Here is a 13,694-nt window from a genome sequence, read left to right on the forward strand (position 1 = left end):
CAACTTGGTCTCATCCCGGCTCAAGGCCGGGGTGACATCGTGGTTGGGTGAGCATTCGCGTTGACGAAGGCGGCGGGCCGCCTTCGTCGGGGTGGAAAACCGATTACTGCGCGGCTACGGCAATGCTGCCGCCGCAGGACTTGGTCTCGGTGTTGTAGTTGCCGCAAGAGATCGGGGCGGTCCAATCGGCTTCGATCAACTTGGATTCCGGCAGGAAGTCGGACCAGGCATCGCCGGGGACGAGGTCGCTCTCGGAGACGACTTCGAACTGGCCATCGGCCTGGATTTCACCGATCAGCACCGGCTTGGTGATGTGGTGGTTCGGCAGCATGGTAGCGACGCCACCGCTCAGGTTCGGCGTTTCCAGCCCGATAATGGCGTCGAGCACGGCGTCGGTATCGGTGCTGCCAGCCTTCTCAACGGCCTGGACCCAGAGATTGAAGCCGATGACATGGGCCTCCATCGGGTCGTTGGTGACCTTGTCCGGGTTGCCCATGAAGGTCTGCCAGGCTTCGATGAAAGCCGCATTTTCAGGGGTGTCGACGGACTGGAAGTAATTCCAGGCGGCGAGATGACCAACCAGCGGGGTGGTGTCGAAGCCAGCGAGTTCTTCTTCGCCCACCGAGAAGGCCACGACCGGGATGTCCTCGGCCTTGATGCCCTGGTTGGCGAGTTCCTTGTAGAACGGCACGTTGGCGTCGCCGTTAATGGTGGATACCACGGCGGTCTTCTTGCCGGCAGAGCCGAAATTCCGGATGTCGGTGACGATGGTCTGCCAATCGGAGTGACCGAACGGCGTGTAGTTGATCATGATGTCTTCAGCAGCGACGCCCTTGTCCTTCAGGTACTGATCGAGGATCTTGTTGGTGGTCTGCGGATAAACGTAGTCCGTGCCGGCCAACACCCAGCGCTCGACGCCTTCGTTTTCCATCAGATAGTCGACTGCGGGGATGGCCTGCTGGTTCGGTGCGGCGCCGGTATAGAAGACGTTGCGCTGGCTTTCCTCACCCTCGTATTGCACGGGGTAAAAGAGGATCGAGTTCAGTTCCTCGAAGACCGGCAGCACGGCCTTGCGCGAGGACGAGGTCCAGCCGCCGAATACGGCGACGACATCGTTGACCGCGATCAGCTCGCGCGCCTTTTCGGCAAACAGGGGCCAGTCGGAAGCGGGGTCGACGACGACAGCTTCAAGCTGCTTGCCGAGAACGCCGCCTTTCTTGTTCTGCTCGTCGATGAGGAAGAGCATGGTGTCCTTCAGCGTCGTCTCGGAAATCGCCATCGTGCCCGACAGCGAATGCAGCACGCCGATCTTGATGGTCTCGTCCTGAGCCAGGGCGGGGACGGTCACCGCCCCCATAGTCATCGCGCCAATCCCCAGGCCCGCGATCATGCGGTTTACGCTTCTCATGCTTCCCTCCGGCAAATGTGTTTGCGTCGCCGAAAGAAAATGCAAAGCCCGTGCCAGCCGGTTTATGGCCTCCAACTAATTGATTCATAATGGAAAGTTCAATATCGCCGAACGGAGCCGCTAAACCGTCGGCAAAGAAGAGCCTAAATATAGGGCAAACTGATTATTAAGGCCTAAAATTTGGGCTTGTTGGTGCTTTTTGTGCACATTCAAGCCGGATCATGCGCGGCTCGCAACTTTGCCCAGTCAAATTCCACGCCTGAGCCGGGCGTGTCGGGTGCGATCGCCAGGCCATCGCGAAGCTGCAGGGGCCGTGTCGTGTACTGGTCGATATCGAAACTGTGCGCTTCCACCCAGCCGGCATTTGATTGTGCGGCCACCAGGCTCACATGCAGTTCCTGCATGCCGTGGCTGCAGACTGGCAGCCCGGCCTGACGCGAAAGCTCCGCCACCCGCAGGAAACCCGTAACGCCCCCGCAATTGGAGGCGTCCGGTTGAATGAAGGACAGCCTGGATTGGGCGAAGGCATACTCGAATTCGAGGATGGTGTGCAGGTTCTCACCCATGGCGAGCGGCATGCCGGTGGTCTCCGCGATTTCGGCATAGCCGGCATAATTGTCCGGAATGGTCGGCTCCTCGAACCACACCAAGTCGAAGGGGTTGAAAGCTTTGGCCGCGGCGATGGCCTGCGGCACATCCAGGGCGTAGTTGGCATCCACCATGAATGGCGTGTTGGGGCCGATCAGTCGCCGAACCGCCTCGACCCGTTCGATGTCTTCAGCGAGGTCCGCCTTGCCGACCTTGATCTTGATGGCGGTGAAGCCGGCCGCGAGATAGCCCTCGATACTGTCCAAGAGCTCGGTAAGCGTATAGTTGAGGTCAATGCCTCCGCGGTAAACCCTGGCGCTTGAGCTGGCGCCGCCGGCCATTTGCCAAAGCGGGCGGCCCTCGCGCTTGCCCTTGATATCCCACAATGCAATGTCCGCCGCGGACATTGCGAAACTGGTGATGCCGCCACGCCCGACATAGTGGATATGCCACCACATTGCATCGTAGACGGCGTCGATATCAGCCGCATCGCGGCCGAGCAGGAACGGCGCCAGATCATGTTCGATCGTCGCGAGAATGGCATGGCCGCCTTTGCCGCCGGTATAAGTGTAACCCGTGCCTTCGTGGCCATCGGCGGTGCGAATGGTGACGGTCACGAGTTCGAAATGAGTGTGGGCGCCGTGCTTGGCATCGGTCATGACCTGCCGCAGCGGCACGCGGAACAATTGGGCGCGGATGTCCTCGATCCGGGTGTCGGTCATCGGAGCCTCACGACCAGTTCACATACATGGTTTTCTTGCGGTAGTAGCCGTCGAGGCCGTATTTGCCGTCCTCGCCGCCCAGGCCCGATTGACCCCAGCCGGTGTGGAAGCCCTGGACCAGTTCGCCGCCGCTGCGGTTGAAATAGATCTCGCCGAACTGCAGCACCGACGCCGAGCGCATCAAATGGCGGAAATTCTGCGAATAGACATAGGCGGACAGGCCATAGTCGCTGTCATTGGCAAGCGCGAGCGCCTCTTCGAAGCTGCTGATGGTCATCGCCGGAACCACCGGGCCGAAGATTTCCTGGCGCATGGCCGGCGCTGCGTTGTCCTTCACCTTGAGCACGGTTGGAGCATACCAATGGCCATTGGCATATTCTCCCTCGTGGAGCGGCCCGCCCTTGAGCAGGACCTCGGCGCCGGCCGCGACGCTCTGCTCGACGATCGCCGCCACCTTGTCTAGTTCAGGACCGCTAATCTTGGGTCCGAGATCGGAGTTGGATAGCGGGTCGCCGATGCGCAGGCGCTGGGTGCGAGCGATGAACTTGTCGAGAAATTCCTCGGCAACCCGCTCGTGCAGGTACATGCGTTCATTGCAGGTGCAGATTTGGCCGCAATTGCTGAAGCGCGCGGTGACGGCGCTCTCGACGGCGGCGTTGATATCGGCATCGTCCATGACGATGAAGGGAGCTTTGCCGCCGAGTTCGAGACGCAGGACTTTGATCTGGTCGGCACCGGCGCGGTAGATTTCCTTTCCGGCGCGCGTGCTGCCGGTCATCGTGATGAGATCGGAGCCCGGATGTACGACAAGTGCTTTGCCGACGTTGTGGCCGGCCCCCGTCACCACGTTGAAGACCCCTGGCGGAATGCCGACGCTTTCGGCCAGCATGGCAAGGGCAATGCCCGAGAAGGGCGTGAATTCATGGGCCTTGAGCACGAAGGTGTTGCCGGCTACCAGGGCCGGGCCAAGCTTGCGGGCCGCCAGTGCCGCTGGAAAATTCCAGGCGGTCAGGCCAACTACGACGCCATGTGGCACGCGGCGGATCCACACTTCCTCGTCCGGGGCGTCCGATGGGAAGATGTCACCCTCGATGCGGCGCGCACTCTCGGCGGCGTAGCGCAGGAAGGTTTCGGTGGCGCCAATCTCCCCCATGGCCTGGTTGAGCGGTTTGCCTTGTTCGGCGACGACGATCCTTGCCAGCACGCCATCATTGGCCCTGATGGCATCGGCGAGCGCGAATAGCAGTTCGGCTCGGTCAAACGGGGGCAGGGCGGCCCAGGCAGGTTGCGCCTGCTTTGCCGCGGCCAGCGCCTCCGCGGCGTCATCCGGGCCGCCCTGGGGAATAGTGCCGATGGTGCGCTGGTTGGCAGGGTTCTCCACCTCGAAAATCTCGCGCGCGCTGCCATTAGTCCAGCGGCCCCCGATAAACATCTGGCCGCGATAGGCTCCCGCACCGGTGAGTTCCGACAACATTTGCTGAAGCATGGTGGTGTCCTGTGCAGGGTTTGATCAGACCAATGGGGTGGCAGTGAGTTCAAGAGTGCGACCAAAGTCAAGGTTCTTTGCCATAAGTCAGGGGATTTCGTGCATTGTTCATCAAGTATGGTCAGACCAAATATGTTTGGGGATTGCAATTTGGCGCGAACTTGGTTGAGGTGGTGGTGAGGAGACCGCCGTGCTCGATGCAGTAGATGACCTGACGCCTGAGAAGCCCGCCGACGCCCGCCGGGCAGCGGATTTGATCGTGGCTGAACTCGCGGCGATGATCGGTTCCGGTGCGCTTGCCGATGGCAGCTATCTGCCGGCGGAACGGGAGTTGATGGCGCAGTTTGGCATCAGCCGCACGGTGGCGCGCGAGGCGGTGGCTCAACTGGCCGGACGGGGGCTTGTGGAGGCGCGCCCGCGGTTTCGGCCGGTCGTGCGGCGCCCCGGCTACGATACCGCGCTCTCCGCGCTGGGTGGCGTGGTGACCCATTTGATGCGCGAGAGCGGGAGCGTCAAGCATCTCTATGACATCCGGGTTTTTCTCGAGGCGGCCTTGGTGCGGCATGCCGCCCTGCATGCCCGCAAGGACGACATCGCCGCGCTGCGGCGGGCGCTCGAGGCCAATGAAGTGGCGATCGGCGATTCCACTCAGTTCTATCTGACCGACATGGCTTTCCACGCCGTGCTTTATGACCTGCCGCGCAATCCGGTGATGCCCGCCATCCATCGTGCCTTCACATCCTGGCTCAGCCCGCATTGGCAGCGCATGCCGCGCGCGCCGGAGCGGAACCGGATCAACTTTCTCAGTCACCGCGAAATCTACACCGCCATCGTCGAGCGAGACCCCGATATGGCGGAGCGCGCCTTGAACGGGCATCTGGCAGCTGCCTGGGAATATGTGCGGGGGACGTTCGAAGCCGACTGATTTTGAAGCAATGCGGCCGTGAGGAGGACGGACAGCGTGGTGGAAGAGTACGATCATATCGTTGTGGGAGGCGGGGCCTCGGGCTGCGTCGTGGCGGCACGGCTCGTTGAGGCCGGACGCCGCGTGCTGCTGCTCGAAGCGGGCCACTCGCACCATCACCCGCTGCTGGACATGCCGCCCGGCATCTTCAAGATGATCAACGGCAGCAAGTTCATGCGCTATCACGCTACCACGCCACAAGAACATCTCGACGGTCGCGTGCACGAGATCAGCCAGGGCAACGTGCTGGGTGGCGGCACCTCGGTCAATGCCCAAGTCTACATGCGCGGCCGTCCGTCCGATTATGATTCATGGGATGAGCTGCTGCGCGGCAATAATTCCGGTGTGCGCTGGAACTGGGAGAGCGTCCTGCCGCACTTCCGAGGCATGGAGGGGAATAACCGGTTTTTCGACGAGCGGCATAATGACAGCGGGCCGCTGGTGGTCTCCGATCCGGGCCATATCGACGATGTGTCGCGCTGGTTCGTCCAGTCGGTGCAGGGCCTGGGCGTGCCATTTACGCCCGATTTCAATGGCGCGCGCCAGACCGGCGTTGGCTTTTACCAGTTCATGAACCGGCGGGGGAAGCGGTCCAGCGCCGCCTATGCCTTCATCGAACCGTTGATGAAAAATCCGCGTCTGACGGTGAAGCTCAACGCCGCTGTGCAGCGCATCCTGATCGAGGATGAACGCGCGACGGGAGTGATTTACGATGCAGGAGCAGGCGAGCAGATCGCGCGGTCGGCGACGGAGGTCATTATCTGTTCGGGCGCCCTGGTAACGCCCAAGCTGCTCATGCTTTCGGGCATCGGCCCGGCAGACGATCTGCGCCAGCATGGCATCGACGTGGCCATGGATGCGCCTGGGGTTGGGCAGAACCTGATCGACCATCCCGAAGTGCCTATCCTTGCCCATTTCAACGGCCCCTATGGCTATTTCGGCCATACCGATGGCTGGCGGATGATCATGCACGGCCTGCAGTTCAAGGTGTTTGGCACGGGCATGGTCACCTCGGCCGGGGTAGAGGCGGGGGCCTTCGTCAATCCCTTAGACCCTGATGCCGAACCGACGATCCAGGCTTTCTGCTTACCGTTCGTCTATCTAGATCGCGACCTGCTCAAGCTGATCGAGCCGACGCATGGAGTGACGGTCACGACGGTGGTGACAAAGCCCAAGTCGCGCGGTTTCGTGAAGCTGCGCTCCGCCAATCCGGCCGACATGCCAATCGTGTCGCCGCATCTGCTCAAGCATCCCGACGACATGGCGGCCATGATCGCGGGCCAGCGCTTTTTCCTTCGGGCTTTCCAGAGCGGCCCGCTCGGCGCCCGCGTTGACAAGATCCTGCGCCCCAATCCGGACGATCTCTCCGATGAAGCGCTGGCCACGCACTGCAAGCGCATGGTCAAGACCAATTACCATCCCGCAGGCACCTGCCGCATGGGCCCCGACGGGGACCCGTTGGCCGTGCTCGATGCGCAGATGCGGGTGCGTGGCGTGGAAAACCTGCGGGTAGCGGATATGTCCGTGTGCCCCACCATCAATGCTGGCAACACCGCAGCGCCGGCGATGATGCTGGGCGACCGCTGCGCCGACTTCATCCTCGGCGCGACTATCGAGACCCGCCAGAGCGAACGGGTGAGCCATGTCGCTTGAGGGCAAGACGGTGCTGGTCACGGGCGCAGGCAAGGGCATCGGCAGGGCGACGGCCGTGATGCTGGCTGGCAGGGGCGCCAAGGTCGTAGCCTTCAGCCGGACCGCAGCCGATCTCGACAGCCTGGTCGCCGATATCGGTTGCTTGCCGATAGTTGTGAATCTCGCCGACGCTGAAGCAACCCGGGCGGCTGCGCGTGCGGCTATGCCCGTGGACTTCCTCGTCAATAATGCCGGCGCGACAATCCTCGAGTCCTTCCTCGACACTAGTGTCGAAAGTTTCGACAGCCTGATGGCGGTCAATACCCGGGCGCCGATGATCCTGGGACAGGAATATGCGCGCGACCGGATCGGGCGAGGCCTCGGCGGCGCCGTCGTCAACGTCTCGAGCAATGCTTCATGGATGGGGTGGGCCGATCACGCGGCCTATTGCGCTAGCAAGGGCGCACTGGATGCAATGAGCCGGGTGATGGCAAACGAGCTGGGGCGCCATGGCATTCGCGTCAACTGCGTCAACCCGGCCATTACCCTGACGCCCATGGCGGTGAAGGCCTGGAGCGACCCGGTCAAGGCCGAACCAATGCTCAGGCGCATGCCGCTGGGCCGTTTCGTCGAGCCGGAAGAGGTCGCTTCAGTAATCCTGTTTCTGTTGAGCGACCAGGCAGCGATGATCAACGGAGTGACCATGCCGATTGACGCAGGTTTCGCAGTGAACTGAGGAGACAGGCAAAGACAGAGAGAGAGGTCTATGTAGTGTGTTTTGTATCGGAGATTTTCCGGTGCATGAACGTTGCTGTACGTACGCCAAGTGCTTGGTAAATATCGGTTAAGTGCAGCATTGACGTCATAAATTCTTTGGTTGAGACTAAACCTTAGTGGCCCAGCCACATGCTCGCGGAACAGCGAGATCAACAGGGAGGAATTATCATGCCGATTACCCGCCGTAGTCTGCTTATTGCCTCAGCCGCGAGTGCCGCAGCTTCGCTGCTGGCGTCTCGCGCCTTCGCCGCCGCGCCCCCATTGGAGAAGAAGGAAAGCTACAAGGTCGGGTTTGCCCAGACCGAGAGCAACAATCCCTGGCGCCTGGCGCAAACCAAATCCATGCAGGACGAAGCTGCCGCCCGTGGCTGGCAACTGGTCTATACCGACGCGGCCGGCTCAGCCGCAAAGCAGGTAGCCGATGTCAACTCGATGATTGCCCAGGGTGTCGATCTCATATTCCTTGCCCCGCGCGAGGAAAAACCGCTGATCCCGGCGATCATGGCCGCCAAGGGCGCCGGCATCCCGGTTATCCTGCTCGACCGTAACGTGGACCAGAGCCTGGCCAAGCCCGGCGAGGACTACGTGACCTTTATCGGCTCGAACTTCGTCGAGGAAGGCCAGCGCGTCGCCGAATATCTCGTTGGGTTGGGGCTCGACAAGAAAATCATCATCGAACTTGAGGGCACCACCGGCTCCTCGCCTGCCAACGACCGCAAGAAGGGCTTCGACGACGTCATTGCCCAAAATGCGGACTATCAGATCGTGGCGTCGCAATCGGGCGATTTCGCCCGCGACAAGGGACGGCAGGTGGCGGAAACGCTGTTGCAGGCGCACCCGGATGCCAATGTCATCTACGCCCATAATGACGAAATGGCGATCGGCGCCATTGCCGCGCTGGAAGCCGCCGGCCGCACCGCCGGTCGAGACGATTGCCTGGTATTCTCTATCGATGGCGGCCGGGAGGCCGTGCAACTGGTGGTCGACGGCAAGATCGAGGCGGTGGTCGAGTGCAATCCGCGCTTCGGACCCAAGGCGTTCGACACGGCAGTTGCCTATGCCAATGGTGAAACCATCCCGCCGGTGATCATCAACCCCGACGAGATGTATACGCCCGAGAACGCGGCGGAATTGCTCGACACCGCGTATTGATCTGACCCCGGCACCCGCCGGCTATAACGCTAGCGGGTGCTCCAATACCCCGGAGACTTGAGCATGGCCGATGGTCCGCTGCTGTCGATGATCGGCATCGAAAAGCGCTTTGCCGGCATTCCGGCCCTGGCCGGCGCCTCGCTGGAGATCCGGTCAGGCGAGGTGCATGCGCTGATTGGCCAGAATGGCGCCGGCAAGTCGACCATGATCAAGGTGCTGACCGGCTATCACAAGCGCGACGGCGGCGAGGTGCTGTTCGGCGGTGTTCCGTTCGAAGTGAACTCTCCGCATCAGGCGCAAAAAAGCGGCATCAGCACAATTTACCAGGAAATCAACCTCGTGCCGTTCCGCTCGGTCACGGAGAATATCTGCCTGGGGCGGGAGGCGCGGCGCTTTGGCATGCTCGATTGGAGTGCCATGCACGCGGAGGCTGAACGGCTGCTCGAGGCCTTTGGCATCAATATCAACGTGCGTCGGCCATTGATGGATTTCAACACGGCGACCCAGCAGATGGTCGCCATTGCCCGCGCCATCGGCTTCTCCGCCCGCCTGGTGATCATGGACGAGCCGACGTCCTCGCTGGACGAGGGCGAGGTGGCCATGCTGTTCAAGGTGATCCGGCGGCTCAAGGCCGATGGCGTCTCGGTGATTTTCGTCAGCCACAAGCTCGACGAACTCTATGAAGTGTGTGACCGGGTTACCATCATGCGTGACGGCAGGACCGTGCGCACGGCGGATATGGACCAGATCGACAAGCTCGAGCTGGTTTCGGCCATGCTGGGGCGTGATCTCAGCAAGGTCGAAGGCCATGCCACCGCCTTTACCGGCGCCACGCGCGAGGCGGGAGAAACTGTGTTCGTGGCGCAGCATCTGGCAGCGGCGCAAGCGGTGCAGGATGTGAGTTTCGAGGTGCGTCGCGGTGAGATCGTGGGCTTTGCCGGCCTCTTGGGTGCAGGACGTACGGAGACGGCGCGGCTGGTGTTCGGCATGGACCAAGCCCGCGCGGGCACCATGCAGGTCGAAGGCGGGCCGCATGTGCCCCAGCGGCCCTCCGACGCCATTGCCGCCGGCATGGGCTTCGTCACTGAGGATCGCAAGCATGAAGGCATCGTTCCCGAATTGAGCGTGGCGGAGAACATGAGCCTGGCGTTGCTGCCGTCGATCAGTCGCGGTGGCGTGGTGTCGGAGAGCAAGCAGCGCGAACTGGCCGAACGCTTCATCAAGCAGTTGGGCATCAAATGTTCGGGACCCAACCAGAAGATCCGCGACCTTTCCGGCGGTAATCAGCAGAAGGTATTGCTGGCCCGTTGGTTGGCTACAGATCCGAAACTCCTCATCCTCGACGAGCCTACCCGTGGCATCGACGTGGGTGCCAAGGGCGAAATCCAGCGCCTGATCCGGCAAATGGCCGACCGCGGGCTTGCGGTGCTGATGATCTCCTCGGAACTGGAAGAGGTGGTGGAGGGCGCCGACCGGGTATTCGTGCTGCGCGAGGGACGCAGCGTCGCTGAACTCGATGGCGACGGGATCAGCGAAGAGCGCGTGCTGGGCGCCATGGCCCACGGACATTCGAGCGAGACCGAGCAGGTGCGCGCATGACGGAAACCCTGTCCGGCCAATCGCCCGCCGGCCGCTTCTTCGATCCGCTCGATTTTCTGGCCCGCTACGGCACGGTGATCGCGCTGGCGCTGCTGCTGGTCTTCAACCTTATCTTCACGCGCAATTTTGCCACCCTGCAAACGCTCAACGTCAACCTCACGCAGGTCTGCACCATCGTGATCGTCGCGGTCGGCATGACCATGGTGATCGGCACCGGCGGCATCGACCTGTCCGTCGGCTCGATCATGGCGATCTCCGGCGCGCTGGCGCCGATGATCTTTCTTGGCACCATTGTGCCGGTGGGCAATATCTATCTGTGGGTGGCGGCTGCGATACTGATTGCGGTGGGAGCCGCGACGCTGCTGGGATTGTTCAACGGCTGGCTGGTGGCCTATTTCCGCATCCAGCCCATCGTCGCCACGCTGGTGCTGTTCATTGCCGGTCGCGGCATTGCGCAGGTGCTGACCAATGGCAATCTGCAGGTGTTCAGGGTGCCTGAGTTCCAGTGGATCGGCCTGGGCCGACCGCTGGGTATCCCGGTACAGGTCATCATCATGATGGCCATCGTGCTGCTGGCCGCCTGGTGCCTGCGCCGCACGGTCTTTGGCCGCTCGATCCTGGCCACCGGGGGCAATGAACGCGCGGCGGAACTGGCGGGTATTCCGGTCAATCGCGTCAAGCTCGCCGTCTACGCCATCAGCGGCTTCTGCGCCGGGATCGCCGGACTGGTCGTGGTGGCCATCAATTCGGCAAGCGACGCCAACCTGGTTGGCCTGGGCATGGAACTCGATGCCATCGCGGCCGTGGCGGTCGGCGGAACCCTGCTGAGCGGGGGCAAGGCGACCATCATCGGAACCCTGCTGGGTGCGCTCACCATCCAGCTCGTTCGCTATACGCTGCTAGCCAACGGCGTGCCCGACGCGGCGGCGCTGGTGGTGAAGGCCGCCATCATCGTGCTCGCCGTCTGGCTGCAGCAACAGGGGAGGGCCCGGTGAAGCGCAAGCTCGACGCCCGCATCCTGATCGGCACCTATGGCGTAGTGCTTGCCCTGGCCCTGCTGATCGCCTTCGGCTGGTGGCGGTACGAGAATTTCCTCGGCCTGTTCAATGTCATGAGCGTGCTGCGCTACAACTCCATGTTTGCGCTGGTGGCGCTGGGCATGTGCTTCGTGATCATGACCGGTGGGATCGACCTGTCCGTGGGCTCAACGGCTGCACTAGGCAGCGTCGCCGCTGCCCTCGCCAGCCCATATGGCATCCTGCCGGGTGCCGCGGCTGGCATTGGAGTGGGCGCAGTCGTCGGGGCTCTCAATGGGCTCTTGGTTACCCGGCTCAACATCATGCCGTTCATTGCCACGCTGGCGACCATGCTGGCTGCCAGCGGCTCGGCGCTTCTGCTCGCAAACAACCAGTCGGTGTCGGTTTCCTATGAAAGCGGTTTCACCAGCCTGGGGCAGGGCAATCTCTGGGTCCTTCCCATTCCCGCCCTGATCGCAGCGGGCGCTTACATCATCGGATCGATAGTCCTGAACTATACCAGCGCCGGCCGCACCATTCTCGCCATCGGCGGCAATGAGGAAGCCTCTCGTCTGATGGGCTTGCGCACCGACGCCATCAAGTTTTTCACCTATCTGGCGAGCGGCGGTCTGGCGGGACTGGCAGGGGTCATTCTGGCAGCCCAGTTCGGTGCCGGGCAGCCCATCGAGGGCGTGGGCTGGGAGCTGTTCGCCATTGCTGCGGTCGTGGTGGGCGGAACTCTGCTTACCGGCGGGGTAGGGTCAGTGGGTACAACGCTGGCCGGGGTGCTTCTTCTCGGGATTTTGTTCAACGTGCTCAATTTCGAGAACGGCATGGGCTGGATCTCGCTCTCCGCCTATTGGCAATCAGTAATCCGCGGTGCCTTTCTGCTCGTAGTTGTCATCATACAGGCTCGCCTCATGACCAGCCGACGTGCGGCCCTATAAGGGCCTAGTAGGACCAGCCAGGCTGCGAAACGTCAGCGAATAGCGGGTCTGGGACACCGCCGGGATGCTGTGTTCCCATGCTGACCGCACCTCGCCGCTGAATAGGTAGACCGATCGGGCAAGCAGTTCCGTCGATACCCGTCGCCATTTTCCGCCGGCCTTCTGGCGTAGTCGCAGCGTGCACGAGGCCGCGAGCGACATGCCGATGACCTCACCGAACACCGCCTTGTCCTTGTGCCAACCAATGCCGGCGCCGGGACTATATTCGGTGACCAGCACTTGCTCGAACATCTCGGGAGTGCGGTTCACCGCTGTCGCAACCTTGAGGCGGGCGGAAATAAGAAAATCCGGGATAGGGTCGGCCTGCCGCAGCGTCGCGGCCGCAAAGTCATATTTCCACCCGAACGATACAACCCGCCGTTTTCCCAGAAAGCCGTGGAAGTCAAATTCCCGAAAGGGCAGCTTCTCGATCTCGTCGAGCAGAACCTGTTCATCAGCAGGAGAAAGCACCTCCGTCTGATAGACGAAGCCTTCGGGGAACGAGGTGCCGCCAAAGAGATCAAGGGTCATGACCGAGCTAACGTCGCTGGGGCGGGCGTGGTTCAGTATGGCCGCGCCAGCCGCTTCGAACCTCAAGCTTTTTCTCGCTTGTGATCATGCCGCCTCGCCAAGCGCACAGATAATTTGTTTGTCGAGCTATGTAAGGTCTGACGCTGCCCGGAATAAAAAGGAGGTCATGACGGGCCCCATTTAGCGAAGCAGCCCGTCACGTTCGAATTCTTCCCATCCCTTGAGCAGATAGCGCGCGGCGTCCTCTGGATTACTGTCAGGCGCTGGCTCTCTGACGCGTGGCTTCTGCGCACGGGTGAGCTTTGCCTTCCAGGCTGCCTGGCGCCGGTTCTCGGCTTTGGTAATCGCATCGTCCTCGCGCCAGGCTGATACGAGGTCCTCGTTGAGCACTTCTTCGACAAATCGAGGATCGAATACATGAAAGGTTATCTTCTTGGCGCGACCACGCAGTTTCACCGTGCGCGTTCCAGCGCTTTTAAGCCGGCCGTCCTTGAGCCAACGATATCGTTCGGTGTTTGATATGGAAAGGATATCCTGGATCTCGCGGGGGATCACTGGCAGGCTTTCTATACCTTCCAGTCCTTTCGACACGATCGCCAATGCCGCTCGAAACTCGTCGTCAAAGCCCTCCGGCATGCGCAGAGTCAGCACCACGCCCATTACGTCGAGCGACCTCTTCGTGGCAGAAGGCAAGCGGGCGCGCATTTCAAGCAGGATTCCCTTGGTCCTGACCGTCGATCCGAGTGTGGCAGCGGGTGGCAGCGTCCACTCCTCGACCAGATCGGTCTCCGCGATGATTTTGGGTTTTGCTGGCATACTCGTCAGATATGTCT

General features: G+C 61.8%; 12 protein-coding genes. 7 read left to right on the forward strand and 5 right to left on the reverse strand.

All coding sequences use genetic code 11. The features are described from left to right. Positions 1–103 precede the first annotated feature (103 nt). The 3 genes from urtA to C8264_RS00670 all read right to left on the reverse strand — a co-directional run bounded on the left by urtA (position 104) and on the right by C8264_RS00670 (position 4,204). Positions 104–1,390 (reverse strand): urea ABC transporter substrate-binding protein, encoded by a 1,287-nt coding sequence (urtA, locus tag C8264_RS00660; RefSeq protein WP_108459027.1) that lies wholly within the window; start codon positions 1,388–1,390, stop codon positions 104–106. 227 nt (positions 1,391–1,617) lie between these two features. Then, a complete protein-coding gene (locus C8264_RS00665; protein ID WP_108459028.1) occupies positions 1,618–2,718 on the reverse strand; it encodes a mandelate racemase/muconate lactonizing enzyme family protein in 1,101 nt (366 codons plus the stop codon). Positions 2,719–2,725: 7 nt separating this feature from the next. After that, on the reverse strand, positions 2,726–4,204 hold the full coding sequence (locus C8264_RS00670) for an aldehyde dehydrogenase family protein (protein WP_108459029.1): 1,479 nt from the start codon (positions 4,202–4,204) through the stop codon (positions 2,726–2,728). 190 nt (positions 4,205–4,394) lie between these two features. On the opposite strand from C8264_RS00670, the gene C8264_RS00675 reads away from it, so the two are divergent. From C8264_RS00675 to C8264_RS00705, 7 genes are all read left to right on the forward strand, one after another. Next, on the forward strand, positions 4,395–5,129 hold the full coding sequence (locus tag C8264_RS00675) for an FCD domain-containing protein (RefSeq protein WP_245892880.1): 735 nt from the start codon (positions 4,395–4,397) through the stop codon (positions 5,127–5,129). A gap of 39 nt (positions 5,130–5,168) precedes the next feature. Beyond that, on the forward strand, positions 5,169–6,821 hold the full coding sequence (locus C8264_RS00680) for a GMC family oxidoreductase (protein WP_245892881.1): 1,653 nt from the start codon (positions 5,169–5,171) through the stop codon (positions 6,819–6,821). After that, complete coding sequence (locus C8264_RS00685) at positions 6,811–7,536, forward strand: SDR family oxidoreductase (RefSeq protein ID WP_108459031.1); 726 nt, start codon at positions 6,811–6,813, stop codon at positions 7,534–7,536. Before C8264_RS00680 ends, C8264_RS00685 begins: the two co-directional genes overlap by 11 nt. 209 nt (positions 7,537–7,745) lie before the next feature. Continuing rightward, the gene (locus C8264_RS00690; protein ID WP_108459032.1) at positions 7,746–8,729 is read left to right on the forward strand and encodes an ABC transporter substrate-binding protein; all 984 of its coding nucleotides are present in this window, start codon (positions 7,746–7,748) and stop codon (positions 8,727–8,729) included. Between the two features lie 63 nt (positions 8,730–8,792). Continuing rightward, entirely contained in the window at positions 8,793–10,328 is a 1,536-nt protein-coding gene (locus tag C8264_RS00695; protein ID WP_245892882.1) for a sugar ABC transporter ATP-binding protein, read from the forward strand. After that, a complete protein-coding gene (locus C8264_RS00700) occupies positions 10,325–11,323 on the forward strand; it encodes an ABC transporter permease (protein ID WP_108459033.1) in 999 nt (332 codons plus the stop codon). Before C8264_RS00695 ends, C8264_RS00700 begins: the two co-directional genes overlap by 4 nt. Then, positions 11,320–12,291, forward strand: a complete 972-nt coding sequence (locus C8264_RS00705) for an ABC transporter permease (RefSeq protein WP_108459034.1) — start codon at positions 11,320–11,322, stop codon at positions 12,289–12,291. Before C8264_RS00700 ends, C8264_RS00705 begins: the two co-directional genes overlap by 4 nt. On the opposite strand, the gene C8264_RS00710 is transcribed toward C8264_RS00705, so the two are convergent. Then, entirely contained in the window at positions 12,286–12,861 is a 576-nt protein-coding gene (locus C8264_RS00710; RefSeq protein ID WP_108459475.1) for an alpha-ketoglutarate-dependent dioxygenase AlkB, read from the reverse strand. The two genes, C8264_RS00705 and C8264_RS00710, sit on opposite strands and share 6 nt — an antisense overlap. A 180-nt stretch (positions 12,862–13,041) precedes the next feature. Beyond that, positions 13,042–13,677 carry a hypothetical protein gene (locus C8264_RS00715; protein WP_108459035.1) on the reverse strand — a complete coding sequence of 212 codons (636 nt, stop codon included), beginning with the start codon at positions 13,675–13,677 and terminating at the stop codon, positions 13,042–13,044. Positions 13,678–13,694: the final 17 nt, after the last annotated feature.

The sequence above is a fragment of the Devosia naphthalenivorans genome (assembly GCF_003056355.1).
Taxonomy (GTDB): Bacteria; Pseudomonadota; Alphaproteobacteria; order Rhizobiales; family Devosiaceae; genus Devosia; species Devosia naphthalenivorans.